Annotated in this window: 16 protein-coding genes and 1 pseudogene; 8 read left to right on the top strand and 9 right to left on the bottom strand. The window is 70.6% G+C overall.

Annotation, left to right across the window (positions count from 1 at the left end; all coding sequences use genetic code 11):
• Nucleotides 1-190: 190 nt before the first annotated feature.
• Nucleotides 191-1,552, bottom strand: coding sequence for an EsaB/YukD family protein (locus K9S39_RS24750; protein WP_406708010.1), 1,362 nt, complete (start codon nt 1,550-1,552; stop codon nt 191-193).
• A 415-nt stretch (nt 1,553-1,967) separates the two neighbouring features.
• On the opposite strand from K9S39_RS24750, the gene K9S39_RS24745 reads away from it, so the two are divergent.
• The 6 genes from K9S39_RS24745 to K9S39_RS24720 all read left to right on the top strand — a co-directional run bounded on the left by K9S39_RS24745 (nt 1,968) and on the right by K9S39_RS24720 (nt 9,395).
• Complete coding sequence (locus tag K9S39_RS24745; protein ID WP_248865522.1) at nt 1,968-3,155, top strand: sensor histidine kinase; 1,188 nt, start codon at nt 1,968-1,970, stop codon at nt 3,153-3,155.
• 242 nt (nt 3,156-3,397) lie between these two features.
• Nucleotides 3,398-4,711 carry a sensor histidine kinase gene (locus K9S39_RS24740; RefSeq protein WP_248865521.1) on the top strand — a complete coding sequence of 438 codons (1,314 nt, stop codon included), beginning with the start codon at nt 3,398-3,400 and terminating at the stop codon, nt 4,709-4,711.
• Between the two features lie 315 nt (nt 4,712-5,026).
• Entirely contained in the window at nt 5,027-5,686 is a 660-nt protein-coding gene (locus K9S39_RS24735; RefSeq protein WP_248868947.1) for a response regulator transcription factor, read from the top strand.
• Between the two features lie 293 nt (nt 5,687-5,979).
• Entirely contained in the window at nt 5,980-7,920 is a 1,941-nt protein-coding gene (locus tag K9S39_RS24730; protein WP_248865520.1) for a 2-oxoacid:acceptor oxidoreductase subunit alpha, read from the top strand.
• Nucleotides 7,913-9,007 (top strand): 2-oxoacid:ferredoxin oxidoreductase subunit beta, encoded by a 1,095-nt coding sequence (locus K9S39_RS24725; RefSeq protein ID WP_248865519.1) that lies wholly within the window; start codon nt 7,913-7,915, stop codon nt 9,005-9,007. Before K9S39_RS24730 ends, K9S39_RS24725 begins: the two co-directional genes overlap by 8 nt.
• A gap of 211 nt (nt 9,008-9,218) precedes the next feature.
• On the top strand, nt 9,219-9,395 hold the full coding sequence (locus K9S39_RS24720; RefSeq protein WP_406708009.1) for a hypothetical protein: 177 nt from the start codon (nt 9,219-9,221) through the stop codon (nt 9,393-9,395).
• Nucleotides 9,396-9,407: 12 nt separating this feature from the next.
• Here the strand turns inward: K9S39_RS24720 and K9S39_RS24715 are convergent, their stop codons facing one another.
• From K9S39_RS24715 to K9S39_RS24695, 5 genes and pseudogenes are all read right to left on the bottom strand, one after another.
• Complete coding sequence (locus K9S39_RS24715; protein WP_248865518.1) at nt 9,408-10,280, bottom strand: ABC transporter permease; 873 nt, start codon at nt 10,278-10,280, stop codon at nt 9,408-9,410.
• A complete protein-coding gene (locus K9S39_RS24710) occupies nt 10,267-11,265 on the bottom strand; it encodes an ABC transporter ATP-binding protein (RefSeq protein ID WP_248865517.1) in 999 nt (332 codons plus the stop codon). The genes K9S39_RS24715 and K9S39_RS24710 overlap by 14 nt, the downstream gene beginning before the upstream one ends.
• Nucleotides 11,266-11,447: 182 nt before the next feature.
• Nucleotides 11,448-12,743 carry a LolA family protein gene (locus K9S39_RS24705; RefSeq protein ID WP_248865516.1) on the bottom strand — a complete coding sequence of 432 codons (1,296 nt, stop codon included), beginning with the start codon at nt 12,741-12,743 and terminating at the stop codon, nt 11,448-11,450.
• A gap of 323 nt (nt 12,744-13,066) precedes the next feature.
• Complete coding sequence (locus K9S39_RS24700; RefSeq protein ID WP_248865515.1) at nt 13,067-14,080, bottom strand: polyprenyl synthetase family protein; 1,014 nt, start codon at nt 14,078-14,080, stop codon at nt 13,067-13,069.
• 451 nt (nt 14,081-14,531) lie between these two features.
• Nucleotides 14,532-15,041 (bottom strand): annotated as a pseudogene (locus K9S39_RS24695) (SidA/IucD/PvdA family monooxygenase); the annotation flags it as partial.
• A gap of 564 nt (nt 15,042-15,605) precedes the next feature.
• Between K9S39_RS24695 and fahA the strand changes: the two are divergent.
• Together fahA and K9S39_RS24685 are read left to right on the top strand one after the other, a co-directional pair.
• Nucleotides 15,606-16,868: a fumarylacetoacetase gene (gene fahA / locus K9S39_RS24690; protein ID WP_248865514.1), complete on the top strand. Its 1,263-nt coding sequence runs from the start codon at nt 15,606-15,608 to the stop codon at nt 16,866-16,868.
• A gap of 245 nt (nt 16,869-17,113) precedes the next feature.
• On the top strand, nt 17,114-17,629 hold the full coding sequence (locus K9S39_RS24685) for a hypothetical protein (RefSeq protein WP_248865513.1): 516 nt from the start codon (nt 17,114-17,116) through the stop codon (nt 17,627-17,629).
• A 178-nt stretch (nt 17,630-17,807) separates the two neighbouring features.
• On the opposite strand, the gene nuoN is transcribed toward K9S39_RS24685, so the two are convergent.
• From nuoN to nuoL, 3 genes are read right to left on the bottom strand one after another with little or no spacing between them, the layout of a single operon-like run.
• The gene (nuoN, locus tag K9S39_RS24680) at nt 17,808-19,460 is read right to left on the bottom strand and encodes an NADH-quinone oxidoreductase subunit NuoN (RefSeq protein ID WP_248865512.1); all 1,653 of its coding nucleotides are present in this window, start codon (nt 19,458-19,460) and stop codon (nt 17,808-17,810) included.
• On the bottom strand, nt 19,457-21,172 hold the full coding sequence (locus K9S39_RS24675; protein ID WP_248865511.1) for an NADH-quinone oxidoreductase subunit M: 1,716 nt from the start codon (nt 21,170-21,172) through the stop codon (nt 19,457-19,459). The genes nuoN and K9S39_RS24675 overlap by 4 nt, the downstream gene beginning before the upstream one ends.
• A gap of 3 nt (nt 21,173-21,175) precedes the next feature.
• Complete coding sequence (gene nuoL, locus K9S39_RS24670; RefSeq protein WP_248865510.1) at nt 21,176-23,086, bottom strand: NADH-quinone oxidoreductase subunit L; 1,911 nt, start codon at nt 23,084-23,086, stop codon at nt 21,176-21,178.
• Nucleotides 23,087-23,094 lie beyond the last annotated feature (8 nt).

Here is a 23,094-nt window from a genome sequence, read left to right as displayed (position 1 = left end):
CGCCCCGCCACTCATCCCGACCGTCCGGCCCATCTCGCTCGTCAAACCGGCCTCGCCCGTCACACCGGCCTCGCCCGTCATCCCCGCCCTGCCCGTCACACTCATCGCCCCCATCGCGCCGGCTTGTCCATCCCGCCCGACGTGCCCGATTCTCCTGCCGTACGCACTGGCCTCTCCTCCGCCTTCTCGGTCAGGACGCGTCCAGCAGCAGGCCGTAGACCCCGAAGGCCCCGAGCGCCACCGGGATCAGCGCCATCACGCCGACCGACTCGACCACGTCCAGCCACCGGCGCAGCCGCGCCCGTACGGGCGCGGGCACCCGCACCGTGAGCCCGGCGACCGGGAGCACCGCCAGCGCACACAGCGCGGCCAGTGCGCCCGCCGGCGCCCCACCATCCGTCGCCCACAGCAGAACGAGCCGTACACACACGGCCGTTCCCGCCGCCCACAGGGCGACCACCTCCACCGCCAGCGGATAGGCGCGCGCCCGCGAGAACAGCACGACGCACAGGAGGACGGCGGCGAGCACGGTCCAGGCACCGGGCGCACCCGCCGCCAGGACGCCCGCCGCACCCGCCGATACCGCCATCGCCACGGTGGCCGGCGCCAGCCCGCGGTGCGTGGCTCCCAGAGCGGCCGCCACTTGGTGCCTGCTGACCGGGGTGCCGCCGGACCGCCGGTCGTCAAGACGGGTCAGACCGGCCGCCATCAGGGCGAGCCGCGGCAGATGGCCGAGGACGAGGACGGAGACGAAGCCGAGCGCAACCCCCGTACGGGCGGGGGTGGTCAGCGCCAGCCCGAGTTCCCAGGCGCCCACCGCGAGCGCGAGCGTCGTCGCACCGATCAGGCCGCCGCGCCCCAGGGACGTGCACAGGCCGAGGAGCGCGAGCACGGCAGCGGCTGTCAGTCCGACGGCCGCCAGTCTGGCGCTGCCGCCCGATGCCGCCTGCCAGGAGGCGATCACGCCGAGAGCGCCACCGGCCAGCAACAGGGCGGCGCCCGGCACCTGTTGTCCCGTCCGTCCGGCCCTGGCGCCGCTCACCGCTCCGGCGACCGTGACGGCCACGGCCACGACGCCGAGCCAGAGGGCGGTGCCGCCGTCCGCGTACCAGACGGCGGCGCAGACCCCGGCGACCGCCGCGAGCAGCACGCTCGCCGTCACCGCGGTCCAGGCTCTGCTCCGCTCGCCCCAGCCCCAGCCGCGGACGTCGAGGGGGGCGGCCGCTTCGTCCGTGAGGTCCCGCTCGGGGCGCTGCGGGGCACCGCCCTGCCCCCGTATGAGGCGCAGTACGGCGCCGTCGGGCACGTTCGCGGAGGCCAAGGAGTCGTGCGGTGCGAGCACCGCGCCATGGGGCGTGATCAGCCGGCGCGTCGTGGGGCCGCTGCCCGCCCGTTCGCCGAGCAGCCGAAGAATGTCGGGCAGCAGCACCCCTATGGGCTCCCGCGCGGGGACGACGAGCTCGACGCGCCGTCGCTCACCGACCAGGGTCACCCGGCTGAGGCCGGTCCGCTGCCCTGCCCCCGCGGTCACGCCCGTACTCCCACTCGCCATGTCGACGCGGCCCCTGTGCTCTGCAACGGGGGACGCCGGACGGAATCCGACGCCGGCAACCGGCTGTCGTGATCCCGCGTCATCGTCCCTCGCCCCTCCGTTCCTTAATCGCCTCACCTTACGGTCCCGCCGCCGCGCGGTGTCCATCCTGTGGATAACGACATAGGCACTCCCCAGCGCCCACGCGAGGGCACGGACTACGGACGAGCCGTCAGAACGGCGCTCCCGTGGGTGCGCACGGCGATCCGGTGCGGCTTCCCTGACGGACGCAAAGGGCCCGAAGCGCACGGCAATCGATCACAAACGGTTACCCGACCGAGGTGGGGAGGGGGCGCTGGGGGGTAGGGCAAACCCCACCCGCTGCACCCCAGGAACCCCATGGCACGCGGAGCCAGGGCCGGGCAGGCTGGGGACCATGACGGACAATTCCCAGCTCAGTGCTGCTCAAGGCGGCCTCGACGGCACCTCGCCACCAGCGCCCAGAGCGCCCCTCAGCTCCTGGACCTGGCGGGAAATCGCGTACCTTCTGTCCAATTTCCCGTTGGGTGTGGCCGCATTCTTGCTGGTGGTCGTCTGGCTCACGCTGGGGCTCGGGCTGTCCGTCACGGTGATCGGGCTGCCGCTGTTGGCAGTGGGGCTGATGGTGTGCCGGCAGTACGGGAGGCTGGAGCGTGCGCGGGCACGGGTGTTGCTCGGGGTGCATGTACCGGAGCCGAGTGCGTTGCGGCCGCGCGACCGGGGCTTCTTCCCCTGGCTGTGGACGTGTCTGAAGGATCCGGTCGCCTGGCGGCACGCGCTTTTCACGTTCATCCGGCTGCCGTGGGCCGTCTTCACCTTCACGCTCACCCTCGTCTCGCTCTTCGTGGCGTGGCCGGTGCTGCCGTGGGTGACCCGTTGGCTGTCGAACGTGGACCGGGCCATGGTGCGCGGGCTGCTCTCGCCGTCCGACGAACTGGAGCGCCGGATCGCCCAGCTGGAGTCGGACCGGGCGACGGTCACCGACACCGTCGCGGCCGATCTGCGGCGTATCGAGCGCGATCTGCACGACGGCGCACAGGCCCGGCTGGTCACCCTGGCCATGGGGCTCGGCCTGGCCAAGGAGAAACTGCTGGAGGATCCGGAAGCGGCGGCGGCCATGGTGGACGAGGCGCACGGCGAGGTGAAGCTGGCGCTCCAGGAACTGCGTGATCTGGCCCGGGGCATTCATCCGGCGATCCTGACCGACCGGGGTCTGGGCCCGGCGCTGTCCGCGCTGGCCGCGCGCTGCACGGTGCCGGTCACCACCTCCGTGGACCTGCCCGAGCGGCCCGCGCCCGCCATCGAGGGCATCGCCTACTTCACCGTCTCCGAGCTGCTGCAGAACGTCTCGAAGCACAGTGCGGCGCGGCGGGCGGAGGTCGAGGTGTGGCGGGCCGGGGACCGGCTGCTGATCCAGGTGCGGGATGACGGACGGGGCGGGGCACGGCTGGACGGCGGCAGCGGGATGGCCGGGCTCGCCGAGCGGCTGGGCTCGGTGGACGGGCTGTTCGTGCTGGATTCACCGGTCGGCGGGCCGACGCGGGTGACGGCGGAGCTGCCGTGGCGGGCACGGACGGGCGGGTAGGCGGGGGCTGACCGCAGCCGAGCTCCCTGCCCCTCGTCCCCTCCCGACCTGGCCGTTGCGCCCAACCCAGGTCCGGGGTGGGGAAAACCCCCGGAAAAGACTGCGAAGAGCCTCATGGCGCGGGCGGGCGCGGCCCCAGACCCTGGACATACGCAACAGAGCCGGCGCACGGCAGCCGTGGCAGGGGCCCACGGCAGGGGCCCACGGCAGGGACCGCGCCCGGCGGAACGGACGACGAGACGATGGATACCGCTTACGCACCGCGGCCTCGCGGCTCCCGGGTGCCCGTAGGGCTGCGTGCCCCGTTCTCCGGGCACACCTGGCGGGAGTACCTCCACCTCTTCCTGAGCGTCCCGATGGCCGTCCTCATGTTCGCGTACGCGATAACGGTGATCTCGCTCGGCGCCGGACTGCTGATCACGTTCCTGGGCATCCCGGTGCTGGCGGGCGGGCTGGCCGGATGCCGGGCGCTGGGTGGGCTGGAGCGGGCGCGGGCCCGTGCCCTGCTGGGCCAGGAGGTGGCGGACCCCGAGCCGGTCCGCGCGGCCAAGCCGGGCCTGATGGCATGGGTCGGGGCCGTGCTGAAGAGCGGGGTCTCCTGGCGGCACCTTCTGTACGCGTTTCTGCACTTCCCGTGGGCGCTGTTCTCCTTCATCTCCTCGACGACGTTCTGGGCCGTGGGCTGGGGACTGCTGGCCTATCCGCTGTGGCGGTGGACGTTCCCCGCGTATCTCGGCCGGCCGGGCATGCAGATCTGGGGCGATGGACACGGCAACGGCGCCTACGTCGACACCCCGCTGGAGATAGGGGTCACCAGCGCCGTCGGGCTGCTGCTCGTGATGGCGGGGCCGTGGGTGATCCACGGGCTGACGCAGGTGGACCGGGTCATGGTCCATGGCCTGCTGGGCCCCTCCTCCCTCGCCACCCGGGTCTCGGAGCTGGAGTCGGACCGCGGGTTCGTGGTCGACACCGCGGCGGCCGATCTGCGGCGTATCGAGCGCGATCTGCACGACGGCGCACAGGCCCGGCTGGTCTCGCTCGCCATGGACCTGGGCCTGGCCAGGGAGAAGCTGGCGGAGGATCCCGACGCCGCCGCGAAGATGGTGGACGAGGCCCATGGCGAGGTGAAGATCGCGCTGCAGGAGCTGCGGGACCTGGCGCGCGGGATCCACCCGGCGATCCTGACCGACCGGGGCCTGGGCCCGGCGCTGTCCGCGCTGGCCGCGCGCTGCACGGTGCCGGTGACGGTGTCCGTCGATCTGGACCGGCGCCCGGCCGCGGCGATCGAGGGCATCGCGTACTTCACCGTCTCCGAGCTGCTGCAGAACGTCTCGAAGCACTCGCGGGCGACGAGCGCGACGGTGGATGTCTGGCACTCCGCGGACCGGATCATGCTGCTGGTGCGGGACAACGGCCGCGGCGGCGCGAACACCGAGGTCGGCACCGGCCTGGCCGGTCTCGCCGAGCGGCTCGGATCCGTCGACGGCCTGCTGCTCGTGGACTCCCCGAACGGCGGCCCGACCTCCATCACCGCCGAGCTGCCGTGGCGCGGATAGCGGCGGCCGGGTAGTCGGCGGCGACGGCCTACCGGCCGGCGGCTGGGGCCGGGACGGGGGTCCGGCCCCGGCCGCCGGCCCCGGCTTCCCACCCGCCTCACGCCCCCGCCCACCGTCAGCACCCCCACCCCAGAGCCATTACCCCAGAGCCATTACCCCCGCCCGGCCCCCGCGCCCACTCCCCTCCCGCACCCCGATCCCCGGCCTCCCTCTCATCCCCGTCCCTCGCCACGTCACCGTCCGGATGCTGGAATGCTGGGGCTGGCAGGGCGGGGGATGACAAGGCATGGGGGAATCGGAACCGTGGAGGACAGGGTGCGGGTGGTCATCGCCGAGGATTCGGTGCTGCTTCGGGAGGGCCTGACACGGTTGCTGACCGACCGGGGCCACGAGGTCGTGGCGGGCGTGGGGGACGCCGAGGCGCTGATCAAGGTGATCGGGGAGCTGGCGGCCGAGGGCGCGCTGCCGGATGTGGTGGTGGCGGACGTACGAATGCCGCCGACGCACACCGATGAGGGGGTACGGGCCTCGATCCGGCTGCGCCGGGACCACCCGGAGCTGGGTGTGCTGGTGCTCTCGCAGTACGTCGAGGAGCAGTACGCGACGGAGCTGCTGGCCGGTTCGAGCCGGGGCATCGGCTATCTGCTGAAGGACCGGGTGGCCGAGGTACGGGAGTTCGTCGACGCGATGGTGCGGGTCGCCGAGGGCGGCACCGCGCTGGACCCGGAGGTGGTCGCGCAGCTGCTCGGCCGCAGCCGCAAGCAGGATGTGCTGGCCCATCTGACGCCGAGGGAGCGGGAGGTGCTGGGGCTGATGGCCGAGGGCCGGACGAACTCCGCGATCGCCCGGCAGCTGGTGGTCAGCCATGGTGCGGTCGAGAAGCACGTCAGCAACATCTTCCTGAAGCTGGGCCTGTCGCAGAGTGACGGGGATCACCGCCGGGTGCTCGCGGTGCTGACCTATCTCAACTCCTGACCGACTGACACGCTTTCAGATGTGCAGGCCGGGACCGTACCCGGCCGGGAACCAGGACTGCGGACGTAGAACCAATGGACGAGTCCGGAGCGTCTTGAAGAAGGGAGAACGAGGGCGGTGATTTTATGACAAAGCGCGCCGGCGCAGCGTCTCGCCTTGATGTCCAGCATGTGATCGACCCCAGGGAAGGGCACCCTTACCCACGTACGATGGATATTGGGACAACCGGTCGGTACGACACGTCCCGAGCCCTGCCTCAGGCGGGGAAGCACCCCCGAGGGAGGTCCGAAGCAGTGACGAGCCAGGTCAGTAGCCCCGCCGAGCAGGCCGACGGAGCGCTTGTCGGGGAACAGCGCGCATCCGGTGACGGCAGCGAAGGCAAGGAAGTCCGTCGTCTGGACCGGGTGATCATCCGGTTCGCCGGGGATTCCGGTGACGGTATGCAGCTGACGGGTGACCGGTTCACCTCGGAGACGGCGTCGTTCGGTAATGATCTGTCGACGCTGCCGAATTTCCCTGCGGAGATCCGGGCACCCGCCGGGACGCTGCCGGGTGTGTCGAGTTTCCAGCTGCACTTCGCTGACCATGACATTCTCACGCCCGGTGACGCGCCGAATGTGCTGGTGGCGATGAATCCGGCGGCGCTGAAGGCGAATCTGGCGGATGTGCCGCGCGGCGCGGAGATCATTGTCAACACCGATGAGTTCACCAAGCGACCGATGGCGAAGGTCGGCTATGAGACCAGTCCGCTGGAGGACGGGTCGCTGGAGGCGTACCACGTCCACCCGGTACCGCTGACGACGCTGACGATCGAGGCGTTGAAGGATTTCGGGCTGTCGCGGAAGGAGGCCGGGCGCAGCAAGAACATGTTCGCGCTGGGTCTGCTGTCGTGGATGTATCACCGGCCGACGGAGGGCACGGAGGAGTTTCTGCGGGCGAAGTTCGCGAAGAAGCCGGATATCGCGGAGGCGAATGTCGCGGCGTTCCGGGCGGGCTGGAATTTCGGTGAGACGACGGAGGATTTCGCGGTCTCCTACGAGGTCGCGCCGGCCACCAGGGCGTTTTCGGCCGGCACGTACCGCAACATCTCGGGGAACCTGGCCCTGTCCTACGGGCTGATCGCCGCGTCCCGGCAGGCGGATCTGCCGCTGTATCTGGGCTCGTATCCGATCACGCCGGCCTCGGACATCCTGCATGAGCTGTCGAGGCACAAGAACTTCGGTGTGCGCACGTTCCAGGCGGAGGACGAGATCGCCGGGATCGGAGCCGCCTTGGGCGCGGCGTTCGGCGGCTCACTGGCGGTGACGACGACCTCGGGCCCGGGCGTGGCGCTGAAGTCGGAGACCATCGGCCTCGCCGTCTCCCTGGAGCTGCCGCTGCTGATCGTCGACATCCAGCGCGGCGGCCCCTCCACCGGCCTGCCGACCAAGACCGAGCAGGCCGATCTGCTGCAGGCGATGTACGGGCGCAACGGGGAGGCGCCGCTGCCGATCGTGGCGCCGAAGACCCCGGCCGACTGCTTCGGCGCGGCACTCGACGCGGCCCGCATCGCGCTGGCCTACCGCACCCCCGTCTTCCTGCTCTCCGACGGCTACCTCGCCAACGGCTCCGAGCCCTGGCGCATCCCCGACGTCGACGAACTCCCGGACCTGCGCGTGCAGTTCGCCACCTCGCCGAACCACACCCTGGCGGACGGCACCGAGGTGTTCTGGCCCTACAAACGCGACGAGCAGACCCTGGCCCGCCCGTGGGCGATCCCGGGCACCCCGGGCCTGGAACACCGTATCGGCGGCATCGAGAAGCAGGACGGCACCGGCAACATCTCCTACGACCCGGCCAACCACGACCTGATGGTCCGCACCCGCCAGGCCAAGGTCGACGGCATCGAGATCCCCGACCTCGACGTCGACGACCCCACCGGCCAGGCCCGCCTCCTCGTCCTGGGCTGGGGGTCGACGTACGGGCCGGTCACCGCCGCGGTACGCCGCGTACGCAACGCGGGCCACACCATCGCCCAGGCCCATCTGCGCCACCTCAACCCCTTCCCCGGGAATCTCGGCGACGTGCTGGAGCGTTACGACAAGGTGATCGTGCCGGAGATGAACCTCGGGCAGCTCGCCACCCTGATCCGGGCGAAGTACCTGGTCGACGCCCACAGTTACACCCAGGTCAGCGGTATGCCGTTCAAGGCCGAGCAGCTCGCGGAGATCTTTAAGGAGGCCATCAATGACTGAGACGATCTCGGAGAGCCCCTCACAGACCGAGGCGCTCTCCCTGGTACCCAAAGCCGACGCCCAGCAGTCCATGAAGGACTTCAAGTCCGACCAGGAAGTGCGCTGGTGCCCCGGCTGCGGTGACTACGCCGTCCTCGCCGCCGTCCAGGGCTTCCTGCCCGAACTCGGCCTGGCCAGGGAGAACATCGTCTTCGTCTCCGGCATCGGCTGCTCCTCCCGCTTCCCGTACTACATGAACACCTACGGGATGCACTCCATCCACGGCCGCGCCCCCGCCATCGCCACCGGCCTCGCCTCCTCACGGCGCGACCTGTCCGTCTGGGTCGTCACGGGCGACGGCGACGCCCTGTCCATCGGCGGCAACCACCTCATCCACGCCCTGCGCCGCAACGTCAACCTCAAGATCCTGCTGTTCAACAACCGGATCTACGGCCTGACCAAAGGCCAGTACTCGCCGACCTCCGAAGTCGGCAAGATCACCAAATCGACACCGATGGGCTCACTGGACGCGCCGTTCAACCCGGTCTCGCTGGCGATCGGTGCGGAGGCGTCCTTCGTCGCCCGCACCGTCGACTCCGACCGCAAACACCTCACCTCGGTGCTGCGCCAGGCCGCCGAGCACCCCGGCACGGCTCTGGTGGAGATCTACCAGAACTGCAACATCTTCAACGACGGCGCCTTCGAGATCCTCAAGGACAAGGACCAGGCCCAGGAAGCCGTGATCCGCCTGGAGCACGGGCAGCCCATCCGCTTCGGCACACCGGCCGCCGACGGCCTCGGCGCCAAGGGCGTCGTCCGCGACCCGGCCACCGGCGACCTCAAGATCATCGACGTGGCTGAGGAGGGCGCGGACGGTGTGCTGGTACACGACGCGCACAACCCGTCGCCCACCACGGCCTTCGCTCTCTCCCGCCTCGCCGACCCCGACACCCTCCACCACACCCCCATCGGCGTGCTGCGCAACGTCGACCGGCCGGTCTACGACACCGAGATGAGCGACCAACTCGACACCGCCATCGAACAGCAGGGCAAGGGGGACCTCGCCGCACTGCTGGCCGGCAACGACACCTGGACCGTCCTCGGGTAGGCGCTGTGCTTGGCCTGAGCCCCACGTTTCCGGCTGTCCCACCGTGACGCTTGCTGCGGGCGTCCGCCGCGCTTTGCCTGAGCCGACGTTGTGGCCGTCCCGCCGTTGCTCCCCCACTGCCTGAACGGCGTGGGCGGTACCCCCACGCGGTGGGCTGGTTGCCGCTGCGCGGGGCTGTTCGGCGGCGCTGGTGCTCGCGGAGTGCGGGACCGTGACCGCGGTGCCGCTGATCTGCTGCGGCGCGGCGGCGGTGCGGTTGCCGCTGTCGACGGTCGGGATGATGCGGTACCTGGCGCCAACCTCCCCGTTTTTGGTGGGTCTTACGGTCTTCCCCGCAGAGATGCCGCCCGAGCGGTGGGCCGGCTTCGGGCTGGTGGCGAAGGGCTGAGGGCAGGCGGCATCACGCCGTGATGTCCCGCGTCGTGAACCGCGCCCAGGCGGCCGAGCCGAAGACGACGGCGTACAGCGCTTGCAGTCCGAGGTTCTTCTGGAGCTGGTCCCAGTAGACGGGGTCGCGGAGCAGGTCGGCGAAGGACAGCCAGTAGTGCGGGAAGAGATAGGGCTGGACGCCGTCCAGCTGCGGGATCGTGTCCAGGATCTGCACGGTGATCAGCAGGCCGACCGTCGTCGCCATCGCGGCGATACCGCTGCTGGTGAGCGTCGAGATGAACAGGCCGACGGCGGCCACCCCTATGAGGGAGAGCGCTACGACACAGGCGATGGCCAGCGCGCGCAGCAGCCCCGCGCCGAAGGACACGGAGGTGCCGGAGAGCAGGGTGACATCGCCCAGCGGGAACAGCAGCGCGCCGGTGGCCAGGGCCGATATCGCCACGGTCAGGGTGCCCACCAGGCAGAACGTCATGGTCGTGGCGTATTTGACCAGCAGGAGGCGGGTGCGGCCGGCGGGGGCGACGAGCAGATAGCGCAGCGTCCCGGCGTTGGCCTCACCCGCTATGGAGTCGCCCGCGATCACCCCCACGGACATCGGCAGGAAGAACGGGAGCGTCACGGCGAGCGAGGTGAAGACCAGGAAGAGTCCGTTGTTGGTGATCTGCGAGATGAACGCGGGGCCGCCTCCGTGGCCGCCGCCTGCCGAACCGCCGTCCCCGGTCTCGATCTTCACCGCGATACCGACCAGGATCGGTACGCCCGCCAGGACGGCCAGCAGCGCGAGGGTGCGCCAGCGCCGGAACGTCACACCGATCTCGCTGCGCAGCAGGCCCAGCGACCACAGCGATCGGGGCCGGCGCAGTACCGCCTCAGCCTGCGACATCGAAGCCCTCCCCGGTCAGCTGCACAAAGACGTCCTCCAGTGAGGGGCGCTGAGCGCCGAAGGCGCGGACCCGGATGTCGGCGTGGACGAGCGCGGCGTTCAGATCGGCGAGTTCCGGCTCGGAGGGGAGCTCGCCCGTCACCCGGTCGTCGGTGACCTTGAGGTCGGTCACGCCGTGCTCCTTCAGGACACGCACCGCGTCCGCCGTATCGGGGGTGGTCACCGACAGCCTGCCGAGGCCGTGTGAGCCGAGCACCGTGGCGGAGAGGTCGGCGACCGTGCTCTGGGCGATCAGCCGGCCGCGGGCCATCACCGCGGCATGGGTACAGACCTGCTCGATCTCATCGAGGAGGTGCGAGGAGAGGAAGACGGTGGTGCCGTCCGCCGCCAGCTCCCGGACCAGGGCCCTGATCTCCCGCATGCCCTGCGGGTCGAGGCCGTTGGTCGGCTCATCGAGAACCAGCAGCTCACGGGGTTGCAGCAGGGCCGCGGCCAGCCCCAGGCGCTGCTTCATGCCGAGGGAGTAGGTACGCGCCTTCTTGCCTGCCGCGGCGGCCAGGCCCACCCGCTCCAGCGCGCTGCCGACGCGCGCGGCGCGGGTGCGGGGGTCGGCCGCCGGGTCGGCGGAGTCGAGCCGCCGCAGATTGTCGCGGCCGCTGAGGAAGCCGTAGAGAGCCGGGCCCTCGATGAGGGCTCCGACCTTGGGAAGCACCCGGCGGCCCGCGCCGGGCATCTGCCGCCCGAGCACCCGCGCGCTGCCGGCGGTCGGTTCGATCAGGCCCATCAGCATGCGGATGGTGGTGGTCTTGCCGGAACCGTTGGGGCCGAGGAAGCCGAAGACACTGCCGCGCGGTACGGCCAGATCAAGACCGTCGACGGCGAGCCGGCTGCCGCGGTACGCCTTGGTCAGCCCGCGCGTCTCGATCACCCGCTCCTCGGCGGGCGGGTGTTCGCGTCGGTGCCCCGCGGCGGGTGGCTGTGCCATCGGCTCCCCCGGTGTCGTGGCGTACGTATGGCGTCGAAGGCGTACGTGTGGCGTCGAAGGTACGGGCTGCGCCGCGCCACCCGGGGACGAGTGGCGCGGCGATCCCTCAGCCGCCTCGGCTACGGCCGACGGTGACGGCTGACGGCTGACGGCTGACGGCTGCTTCCTACCGTCCCGTTCCCTTACTTCGCGGCGTTGGCCGCGGCTATCAGGGACTGCTTGTCGACAGCTCCGACGTAGATCGTGCCGTCGTCCGTCAGCAGGGCGTTGACCAGGCGGGTGCTGAAGACACGGCCGGAGCCGAAGGAGCCGGTCACCTTGTCGCCGATGCTGTCGAGGAACTTGCCCGCGTCGCCGGCCGCGCCCTGCTCCTTGCCGGAGGGCAGCCCCGAGCCGGAACCCTTGATCTTGGCGATGGACGTCCAGCCCTTGCCGATGACGTCGAACCCGTCCGGGCCGCCCTTGATGTGCTTCAGAGCCTCGTGGTGCTTGTTCAGGCCCTCGCGGCCCTTGCCGGCCTCGAAGTCCTGCCGCGCCTTCGCGTGCTCCTTGTCGCCGTCGACGACCTTGGCGCCCTTCGGCGGCGTGAAGGAGAAGGTGCTCGCATCGGGCTTGGCGAAGTCGACGTTGGTGAAGCCCGCGTCGATCACCGCCGCGCCGCCGCTCTTGGGAGTGAGGGTGAACTTCAGCGGGACGCCGTTCTCGGCGTCCACCGCGATCCGTATCGCTCCGATCGTCGAGCCGGACTGCTTCGGCTTGATCGCCAGCTGGTAGGCGTCCCGCCCGGCGACCTTGGCCGTGCCGTCGACCGTGACCGAGGTGGTGTCGCCCGCCGCCTTGAGGGCCTCCTTCGCGAGGTCCTGCGGAGTGGCGTCCTTCAGGCCCTTGGGCAGGCCCTCGGGCCGGCCCTTGTGCGCCTCGTGGTGCTTGCCGCGCCGGGCGCCGTCGGCCGTGCTGTGGATGGCGGTGTTGCTGCCGCTGTCGTACGCCCAGACCTCGGCGCCGTTGTGGACGATGCTGTACTCGGCGGCCTTGTCGACGATCGACACCCGATGCCTGTCGGGGCCGTCGGTGGCGACGCGCAGCGTATGCGCACCGGACGCCAGCTCCATCAGCTTGCTCTGCGGCGACGCGGACGCGCCGTCCCCGCCCTGCTCGCCGCCCCGCTCACCCTCGCCGCCGAACGCGCTGGCGCCGGCACCGCCCGGCAGGGACGGCAGACCCAGGTCCGCGCTGACCCGGACCGTGCCGGACAGCTGCTGGACATCCGACCTGGCTATCTTGGCGACCAAATCCTGTGCCGAAATCTTCGGCAGATCGGGAGAACCGACGCCGGCGAACGCCGGGACCAGCCCGATCGTCGCCGCCGCAACCCCCGCCACCGCGACCGGCACCGCGTACCGCATCGCCTTACGGCGCTTCAGCGAGCGCTCCACGTCCGCTCCGTCGGTGAACTCTGTCGGTTCGTTCCGTGGCATGTGCCGTACCTCCGTCGTATGCGGCGGTTGCTGCGCGATGCACTCGCCCACCCCTCGGGCTCATTGTGAACCGTCCGCCGTGCTCTGGTGCTTCCCATCCCACCAAATCGCCCGGCACAAAGCGTCACCCCGCGGAAGCAACTCGTCGTACTGCTGAGGGATGACATCCGGTCACCGCACGGCCGAGCCCGTACGACCGGAGACTGATCACCCCCCTGAGGGACGGCCGCGATATGACGGCACGTCACACCAGGGGTTGAGAGGGTGAGACGGCAGGTGAACCGAGGGGTTGAGGGGACGGCCCCGCCCGCTGCCCCGCTCACTCACCCGGCGCGGTGCACCACCGAGTCGCACAGCCCCTCAAGCGCCGTCTTGGCCTTGCAGAACGGCAGCGGCGCCAGCGTCGCGCGGGCCTCTTCGGCGTAGCGCACGGTGTCGCGGCGGGCCTGCTCCAGCGCCGGGTGGGCGCGCAGCGCGGCCAGCGCCTCGGCGTGCCGGGCGTCGTCGGTGAGGTCGCCGGCCAGCAGCTCGGACAGCGCACGGTCCTCGGCCGTACCGGACTCCCCCTCGGCCAGGGCGCGCAGATGCAGCACCGGCAGCGTCGGGATCCCCTCACGCAGGTCCGTGCCGGGCGTCTTGCCGGACTCGTGCGAGTCGCTGGCGATGTCCAGGACGTCGTCCGCCAGCTGGAACGCGGTGCCCAGCCGCTCGCCGTACTGGGTGAGGATGTTGACCACCGACTCGTCGGCACCGGACATCATGGCGCCGAAACGGCCCGAGACCGCGACCAGCGAGCCGGTCTTGCCGGCCAGGACGTCCAGATAGTGGTCGATGGGATCACGGCCGTCGCGCGGGCCCGCGGTCTCCAGGATCTGGCCGGTCACCAGGCGTTCGAACGCCTCGGCCTGGATCCGGACCGCCTCGGGCCCGAGGTCGGCGAGGATGTGCGAGGCCCGGGCGAAGAGGAAGTCGCCCGTCAGGACCGCGACGGAGTTGCCCCAGCGGGCGTTGGCGCTGGGCACCCCACGGCGCACATCGGCCTCGTCCATCACGTCGTCGTGATAGAGCGTCGCCAGATGCGTCAGCTCGACGACGACGGCCGAGGGCACCACCCCGAGACTGTACGGGTCACCGAATTGCGCGGCCAGCATCACCAGCAGCGGCCGGAACCGCTTGCCTCCCGCGCGCACGAGATGCTGCGCGGCTTCGGTGATGAACGGCACGTCGCTCTTGGTGGCCTCCAGCAGGCCCTCCTCGACAGCCGCCAATCCGGCCTGGACATCGGCCTCAAGAGCCTGGTCCCGCACGCTCAGCCCGAAGGGCCCGACGACGGTCACGAGGGGTACTCCTGTCTGCTGACGATCAAACCTAATGTCGATCTGTCGCTGTCTCCACCTTGGCCAGCGTATCCGGTCGCACTTCGATCACCGTGAGCGCCCGTCCCCCGAACCACCGGGAAGCACGCTGACCACTCGGGCGTTATGCCCTTTCATCTCCCATTAGTAATGGATTGGCGCGCCGGAGAACTGGTGTGGGAGGCGTGCGCGATGGGAGAGATGTGGTGCGGGAAACGTGTGTGTGGCAGGGCTGCGGGAGGGGCGTGGGAGGGGTGCGGGGTGGGATTTGCGAGGTGGGGGTGGCGGGGAGCCGCTCGGGCCTGCATCGCCGGCGCTCACCCGTACGTCCGCCGCGCCACCGCCCGCGCCAGCTGTGGTGAGGCGAACTCCGACCGCAGACGAAGCGCATCACCGGGCCGAATGACGCGGCCGCCGGCAGCCCCGTGAAAACCGCGTAATACGTCAGTGCGTACAGCGACCAGGCATTGCCGAACGGCGTACGGGGCCGCAGGCGGGGCTGACGGTCCGGCGGCACCCCGAAGCCCACCGCCGCGCGCCCGCGCGCCACCACCCGTACGGACGCGACGCCCGCCCCCGCCAACAGCACCGCGCTCTCCAGGGCCGACTGCCCGGCACCGACCACGATCACATCCCGGCCGGCCAGCGCCGACAGGTCGTGATGCTGCGAACCGTGCGAGACCGCCCCCGTTGCGGACGGCCCCTCCGGGACGGCGGCGGCCAGTTCGGGCGGCAGCGATCCCGGTCACGCCGGTGGCGACGATCACCGCCCGCGCGGCGGCCTGCTCACCGCTGTCCAGCGCAGCATGCCCGCCGGCATCCGCGCCCGCCGGCTCTCCATCGGCTGCCCGAAGACCCGCACCGGCAGGCCGCGCGCCCGAAGATGCGCGTCCGCCGACAGGCCGTACGGACCGGCCCCAATGACCGCTACCGGGATGCTCACTTCGGTCCCTCCCTTGGTGCGGCGGCACTTATCGCCATCGCCCCGTTTTCGGGTGCGGTGACGGGCCGCCGGACTCCGTCCTGCGGCCCTCCCCCCAGCCTGAAGGGCATGGGAGGTACCCCCATCCTCGCGACGGTGGGTGGAAAAGGCCGGTGGTGGCGAGCGTCGAGTGTCAACTGTCCGTGACCGCGTCCACAAGGCGCACACGACCGACTACGTGCACCCCACCGTCTTTCTCCCGCCCCCTCGGGAGGTGCTGGACCGCAGGACGGAGTCCGGAGGTCCGGCGCCGCTGCCGAACAGCCCCGCGCAGCGGACCACAGCCCACCGCAGGAGCAACGGCGGGACAGCCAAAAACGTGGGCTCAGGCAAAGCGCAGCAGACAGCCAAAAACGTGGGGCCCAGGCAAAGCGCAGCGGACATCCAAAACGTCGGCTCAAGTAATGCGCATCGGACAGGCAGAGCGCAGCGGACGGGCACAATGGCGGGGCCGCCAAAAACGGCGAGCACCAAACCGGCCCAGGCAAAGCGCAGCGGAAGACCAGCGCAGCGAAGGAGCTGTCCATGCCCCACCAGCGCCCGGAGCAGAGCCCGTTCGATCTCGCCGAAGGCGACCCCTTCGGCGAGCACACCCTCCCGTACGGCGTGTTCAGTACGGCCGACGCGCCCGACCGGCGCAGGATCGGCGTCCGCTACGGCCACCATGTTCTCGACATCAGCGCGCTGCCCGCCGCCGTCCGGCCGTCACACGCCGAGCTGCTCGCCGCGCCGACCCTGAACCCACTGCTGGCCGCCGGCCGTCCCGTATGGCAGGAGGTTCGCGCGGCCGTCCGTACCGCCGTGACGGACCCCGCGCACCGCACCGCCGTGACGCCGCTTCTCCACCCGCTGGCCGACGTCACCCTGCACCTTCCCTTCGAGGTCGCCGACTACGTCGACTTCTACGCCAGCGAGCATCACGCCACGAACGTGGGCCGGATCTTCCGCCCCAACGGGGAGGCGCTGCCGCCCAACTGGAAGCATCTGCCGATCGGTTACCACGGCCGGTCGGGCACCGTTGTCGTCACCGGCACCCCGGTGGTCCGTCCCCACGGCCAGCGCAAGGCCCCGGACGATGCCGCGCCGACCTTCGGTCCGTCGGCCCGTCTGGACATCGAGGCCGAGGTCGGCTTCGTCGTCGGCACGCCCTCCACCCTCCATGAGCCGGTCGGCCTGGCCGCCTTCCGCGACCATGTCTTCGGTGTCTGCCTGGTCAACGACTGGTCCGCACGCGACATCCAGGCGTGGGAGTACGTGCCGCTCGGCCCCTTCCTCGGCAAGTCCTTCGCGACCTCCGTCTCCGCCTGGATCACCCCGCTCGACGCCCTCGACGAGGCCCGTACGCCACCGCCCGCCCGGGACTTCCCGCTGCTGCCCTACCTCGACGACTCGGCCGCGGAGGCGGGCGGCATCGATCTGCGCATCGAGGTGCGCATCAACGGCGAGACGGTCTCCCGGCCGCCGTTCTCCACGATGTACTGGACGGCCGCCCAGCAGCTCGCCCACATGACGGTCAACGGCGCCTCGCTGCGCACCGGTGATCTCTTCGCTTCCGGTACGGTCTCCGGGCCCGAGCCCGACCAGCTGGGTTGCCTGCTGGAACTCACCCAGGGCAAGGGCCCCTACCTCCAGGACGGCGACGAGGTCACCCTCACCGCGTGGGCACCGGGGCCGGACGGCGCCCGGATCGGCCTGGGCGAGGTCGTGGGACGGGTGCTGCCGGCGCCGGAGCTGGGTGTGGAGGCCGCCGTCGTCGCCACGGCCGCCCCGGGCCGCGACGCGCCCTGAGGGGCCGGGGCGGACGTGGTCTGAAGCCTCGGCAAGGCCGAGCCTCGACAAGGGCGGTCGGCACCGTTGCGGCCGACCGCCCCCTTCACCCCAGTTCACCCTCCCTGACCCACTTTTACGTCACGACCGGACACCAACTCCGTACCGGCGTTGCCGCAGTTCCGGGCCGGCTCCGCGCGGCCGCCCCGGGCCGCCGGCCGCCTGCTAGCCTCTCGTTTCCCTGTACGACGACGGAGGAGGCGTACGTGCGCAAGGCAACGCAGGTCGTCGGGGCCGCCGCCATCGCCGCGATGCTGCTCGGCGGCTGCGGAGGCAGCGGCGGCGACAAGAGGGACAGCCCGGCGAGCAAGGCGCCGGAGAGCGCCCCGTCGGCTCCGGAGGGTGCGGACAAACCCGCGAACAGCGCGGCGGTCGAGGGTGCTTGGGAGGCCAAGTCCGCCGACGGCAAGCTGATCCTCGCCATCGCCAAGGGCACCGTCGCGCTCAGCAACGGCACCAAGACCGCTTGTCTCGGCAAGGTCCAGAACATGGCCGGAGTGACCGCGGCCGTCCTCAAGTGCACCGATGGGGACGACACCCGCACGACGGGGACGCTCAAGCCGAGCGCCGACGGCAAGAGCCTGACGGTCGACTGGAAGAACGGCCCGACGGAGAAGTACACGAAGTCGACCGACGGCAGCGTGAAGATCCCCGATATGCCGGAATTGCCCACCGACATGCCGACGGGTATGCCGACCGACCTCGGCGGCATGGACGGCTGACCGGCCCGGCTGCCCCGGCACACACGACGGCCGCCGCCCGGCAACCCCAAGAGGGTGCCGGGCGGCGGCCGTTGCCCGTACGGCGGAGCGTCGTCCGCGGCGCTCAGAGACTGTTCTCGGTGCACAGAGACCGTCTTTCCAGTGCACAGAGACCGTCCGCAGCGCTCAGGCACCGCCCTCAGCGCACAAAGACCCCCGCCTGCCCGGCCAGGTCGAGGAAGTACTGCGGCGCCAGACCGAGCACGAACGTGACCGCGACGCCGATCGCGATGGCCGTGGTCGTCAGCGGGCTGGGCACCGCGACCGTCGGCCCCTCCGGCTTCGGCTCGCTGAAGAACATCAGCACGATCACCCGGATGTAGAAGAACGCGGCGATCGCCGAGGAGATCACACCGATCACGACCAGCCAGCCCGCGCCGCTCTGCGCCGCCGCCTTGAAGACCGCGAACTTCCCGGCGAACCCTGAGGTCAGCGGGATACCCGCGAAGGCCAGCAGGAAGACCGCGAAGACGGCCGCCGCCAGGGGTGAACGCCGGCCCAACCCCGCCCACTTGGACAGATGCGTCGCCTCGCCGCCCGCATCCCGCACCAGGGTGACGACGGCGAAGGCGCCGAGCGTCACGAAGGAGTACGCGGCGAGGTAGAAGAGCACCGAGGAGACGCCCTCCTCGCTGGTGGCGATGACACCGGCGAGGATGAAGCCGGCGTGGGCGATGGAGGAGTAGGCGAGCAGCCGCTTGATGTCGGTCTGTGTGATGGCGACGATGGCGCCGACCAGCATCGTGATGATCGCCACGCCCCACATCACCGGGCGCCAGTCCCAGCGCATGCCCGGGAGGACGACGTACAGCACACGCAGCAGCGCGCCGAAGGCGGCGACCTTGGTGGCGGCCGCCATGAAGCCGGTGACCGGGGTCGGCGCGCCCTGGTAGACATCCGGCGTCCACATGTGGAACGGGACCGCGCCGACCTTGAACAGCAGGCCCATCAGGACCAGCGCCCCACCGATCAGCAGCAGCGCGTCATTGCCCATCGTGCCGGCCAGCGCCGGATCGATCTGCTTGGCGCCGTCCGCGATGACCTCGGCGATCCCGGCGTAGGTGACCTTGCCCGCGTAGCCGTACAGGAGGGCGATGCCGAACAGGAAAAAGGCCGAGGAGAAGGCGCCGAGCAGGAAGTACTTCATCGCCGACTCCTGCGACAGCAGGCGCTGGCGGCGGGCCAGCGCACACAGGATGTAGAGCGGGAGGGAGAGGACCTCCAGGGCGACGAAGAGGGTCAGCAGGTCATTGGCCGCCGGGAAGATCAGCATGCCGCCGACCGCGAAGAGCGCGATCGGGAAGACCTCGGTGGTGGTGAACCCGGCCTTGACCGCGGCCTGTTCGGCACTGCCGCCGGGGACGGCCGCGGGCTGGGCGGCGAAGGAGTCCACTCTCTTGCCGTGCGCCGCCGGGTCGAGCCGGCGCTCGGCGAAGGTGAAGACGGCGACCAGGGACACCAGCAGGATGGTGCCCTGCAGGAACAGCGCGGGGCCGTCGACGGCGATGGCGCCCATCGCGACGATCCCGGCCTTGGCCGAGCCGAAGCCGCCGGCCGCCAGGCCGATCACCGCGGCGAACGCGGCGGACAGCGCGACCACGGACAGCAGCAGCTGGGCGTAGTAGCGGCTGCGGCGCGGCAGCGACGCCTCGATCACGATGCCGATCACCGCGGCACCGAGGACGATCAGCGTCGGTGCCAGCTGGCCGTACTCGATATGCGGCGCCGGGATGTCGCCCGGCAGCTCGGCCGCCACTGTCCACAGGCTGTGGACACTTGCCACGGAACTCACTTCGCGGCCTCCACATCTTGATCAGGCACGGTATGGCCGGACCGGCCCCCGCCGGGGACGGCGTCGACCTGCACCGGGGGCTGGGGATCCTTCTTGTCCACGACGGACAGGGTGTGGTCGACCGCCGGATTGACGATGTCGGTGAGCGGCTTGGGGTACACCCCGAGGAAGAGCAGCAGCGCGATCAGCGGCGCGACCACCACCAGCTCCCGGGCCCTGAGGTCGGGCATCCGGCTGACCTCGGACTTCACCGGGCCGGTCATCGTCCGCTGGTAGAGGACGAGGACGTAGAGCGCGGCAAGCACTATTCCGACGGTGGCGATGATCCCGATCACCGGATAGCGGCTGAACGTGCCGACCAGAACCAGGAATTCGCTGACGAACGGGGCCAGGCCGGGCAGCGACAGGGTCGCCAGACCACCGACGAGGAAGGTGCCGGCGAGGATCGGGGCGACCTTCTGGACGCCGCCGTAGTCCGCGATCAGCCGCGAGCCGCGGCGGGTGATCAGGAACCCCGCGACCAGCATCAACGCGGCGGTGGAGATGCCGTGGTTGACCATGTAGAGCGTCGCGCCGCTCTGCCCCTGGGACGTCATCGCGAAGATGCCCAGGATGATGAAGCCGAAGTGGGAGATCGAGGCGTAGGCGATCAGCCGCTTGATGTCCCGCTGGCCGACCGCGAGCAGCGCGCCGTAGATCACGCTGATCAGGGCGAGCACCAGGATGGCCGGGGTGGCCCAGCTGCTGGCCTCCGGGAAGAGCTGGAGGCAGAAGCGCAGCATCGCGAAGGTGCCGACCTTGTCCACCACCGCGGTGATCAGCACCGCGACCGGCGCGGTGGACTCGCCCATGGCGTTGGGCAGCCAGGTGTGCAGCGGCCACAGCGGCGCCTTCACCGCGAAGGCGAAGAAGAAACCGAGGAACAGCAGCCGTTCCGTGCCGGTGCCGAAGTCCAGCGTGCCGGCCGCCCGGGCCTCGACGATCTGCTGCAGCGAGAAGGTGCCGCTGCCGAGCTGGTCGGCGGTGACGGCGTACAGCCCGATCACCGCGGCCAGCATGATCAGTCCGCCGGCGAGGTTGTAGAGCAGGAACTTCACCGCGGCGTAGGACCGTTGGGTGGCGGCCTGCTCCTCGCCGTGCGGTCCGGCGCGGTCCCCGAAGCCGCCGATGAGGAAGTACATCGGGATCAGCATGGCTTCGAAGAAGATGTAGAAGAGGAAGACGTCGGTGGCCTCGAAGGAGAGGATCACCATCGCCTCGACGGCCAGGATCAGCGCGAAGAAGCCCTGGGTGGGCCGCCAGTGGCGGTTGGGGGTGGCCGTGTCGGAGCCACTGTCGGACGCGCCCATGGCGGAGCCACTATCAGATGCGGTCGGCGGGTCGGCGTCATGCCAGCCCGCCAGGATGACGAACGGGATCAGCAGGGCGGTCAGCGCGATCAGGGCGACCGCGATGCCGTCCACGCCGAGGTCGTAGCGGACGCCGAAGTCCTGGATCCAGGCGTGCGATTCGGTCAGTTGGTACGGGCCCTCGGCGCCGGGCCGGAAGCGGACCGCGATCAGCACCGCCAGTGCGAACGTGGCCAGCGAGAACAGCAGCGCCACCCATTTGGCGGCGGTGCGGCGGGCGGCGGGCACCGCGGCGGTGGCGATCGCGCCGATCGCCGGTACCGCGGCGGTCGCCGTCAGCAGGGGGAAGGAAAGATCCGCCATGGCTCAGACACCCCTCATCAGCAGGGTCGCGGCGACGAGAACGGCGGCCCCGCCCAGCATCTGGACCGCGTACGAGCGAACGAAGCCGCTCTGCAACTGGCGCAGCCGGCCGGAGAGTCCGCCCATCGAGGCCGCCGTGCCGTTGACCGCGCCGTCCACCACGGAGTGGTCGAGGTAGACGAGCGTGCGGGTGAGATGCTCGCCGCCGCGCACCAGGACGACATGGTTGACGTCGTCCTGGAGCAGATCGCGGCGGGCGGCCCGGGTCAGCAGCGAGCCGCGCGGTGCGGCGAGCGGGACGGGCTTGCGGCCGTACATCTGCCAGGCCAGGCCGACGCCGATCAGCAGTACCACGATCGTCGAGGCGGTGATCGCGGTGGCGCTGAGCGGGGAGTGACCGTGCGCGAACGAGGTCACCGGCTCCAGCCAGGTCACAAAGGTTTCGTTGACGCTGAACAGCGCGCCCGCGAAGACCGAGCCGACGGCCAGCACGATCATGGGGATCGTCATGGCCTTCGGCGCCTCGTGGGGATGCTGGACCGCCTGCCCCGGCTCGGCGGCGGCCGCCGTCCCGGCCCAGCGCTTCTCGCCGAAGAACGTCATCAGCATCACCCGGGTCATGTAGAACGCGGTGATCGCGGCGCCCAGCAGGGCCGCGCCGCCGAGGATCCAGCCCTCGGTGCCGCCCTTGGCGAACGCCGCCTCGATGATCTTGTCCTTGGAGAAGAAGCCGGACAGCCCCGGGAAGCCGATGATCGCCAGATAGCCGAGCCCGAAGGTGACGAAGGTGATCGGCATATACCTGCGCAGGCCGCCGTAACGGCGCATGTCCACCTCGTCGTTCATGGCGTGCATCACGGAACCGGCGCCGAGGAAGAGGCCCGCCTTGAAGAAACCGTGGGTGATCAGGTGCATGATCGCGAAGGCATAGCCGACCGGGCCGAGGCCGGCGGCCAGGACCATGTAGCCGATCTGCGACATCGTCGAGGCGGCCAGCGCCTTCTTGATGTCGTCCTTGGCACATCCGACGATCGCACCGAAGAGGAGCGTGACCGCGCCGACCGCGACGACGGCGGTCTGGGCGTCCGGTGCGGCGTTGAAGATCGCGCCGGAGCGGGTGATCAGATACACCCCGGCGGTGACCATCGTGGCGGCGTGGATCAGGGCCGAGACCGGGGTCGGGCCCTCCATCGCGTCCCCGAGCCAGGACTGCAGCGGCACCTGCGCCGACTTGCCGCAGGCGGCCAGCAGCAGCATCAGCCCGATGGCCGTCAGCTTGCCCTCACCGGTGTCCGCCGTCGCGGCGAGCACCGGCCCGAAGGCGAACGTCCCGAACGTGGTGAACATCAGCATGACCGCGATGGACAGGCCGACGTCACCGACGCGGTTGACGAGGAATGCCTTCTTGGCGGCGGTGGCCGCGCTGGGCTTGTGCTGCCAGAACCCGATGAGCAGATACGAGGCGAGGCCGACGCCCTCCCAGCCGACGTACAGCAGCAGGTAGTTGTCGGCGAGGACGAGCAGCAGCATCGCCGCGAGGAACAGGTTGAGATAGCCGAAGAAGCGGCGGCGCCGCTCGTCGTGCTCCATGTAGCCGATGGAGTAGATGTGGATCAGCGATCCGACACCGGTGATCAGCAGGACGAAGGTCATCGACAGCTGGTCGAGCTGGAAGGCCACATCGGCCCGGAAGCCGCCGACCGGGATCCAGCTGAACAGATGCTGATGCAGGGCACGGTCCTCGGCGCCCCTGCCGAGCATGTCGGCGAAGAGCACCGCCCCGACGGCGAACGACGCCACCGCGAAGAGCGAGCCGATCCAGGGGCCGGCGCGGTCCAGACGTGTGCCGCCGCACAACAGCAGGGCCGCACCGACCAGCGGTGCCGCGACAAGCAGCGCGATCAAGTTCTCCACTTTGTGCG

The organism is Streptomyces halobius (assembly GCF_023277745.1).
GTDB classification, from domain to species: Bacteria; Actinomycetota; Actinomycetes; order Streptomycetales; family Streptomycetaceae; genus Streptomyces; species Streptomyces halobius.
Note: the sequence above shows the minus strand (reverse complement) of the source record. Positions and strands in the feature narration are given on the sequence as shown.